This window comes from Phyllobacterium sp. P5_D12 (assembly GCF_054049495.1).
Window position 1 is genome coordinate 1 of sequence record NZ_JBFUMG010001191.1, and the last position, 540, is coordinate 540.

The 540-nt window shown below is 57.2% G+C and carries 1 pseudogene; it reads left to right on the top strand.

What is annotated here, in order from left to right:
* Positions 1-540, top strand: a pseudogene (locus ACXJ5O_RS29445) (glycine cleavage system protein T); the annotation flags it as partial.

Below are 540 nucleotides of genomic sequence, written 5' to 3' on the forward strand. Positions count from 1 at the left end.
ATCGTCCGCCGCGCAGCGCTATCACATGCGCTGGTTCCAGAAGCAGCAGCCGAGGGACGGTTCGGTTCGCATCCATCGTTTCGATCAGACGCTGGTGGGTCTGGCGATTGCCGGTCCCAGAGCACGCGATCTCCTTACTAAACTCGTCGACGAGGACGTTTCAAACGCGGGTTTCCGCTTCATGGATTTCCGCGAGATGACTGTCGGTGGAGCACCGTGCAAGGTCAATCGCATCTCCTACACTGGCGACCTCGGCTATGAGATCTGGATGGAGCCTGCTTACCAGCGCCTTGTGTACAAGACGATCAAGGAGGCGGGCGCCGAATACAACATCGTGGATTTTGGCATGCGCGCATTGCTCGCCATGCGGCTGGAGAAAAATTTCCCCACATGGTTCCGCGAATTGCGTCCAATCTACGGTCCGTATGAAGGTTCGATGGATCGCTTCATCAAGCTCTCCAAGAACGATTTCATCGGCCGCGAAATGGCCGCCAAGGAAAAGGCCGAGTTTGATGCCGGAACCAGTGCGAAGCTGCGCCG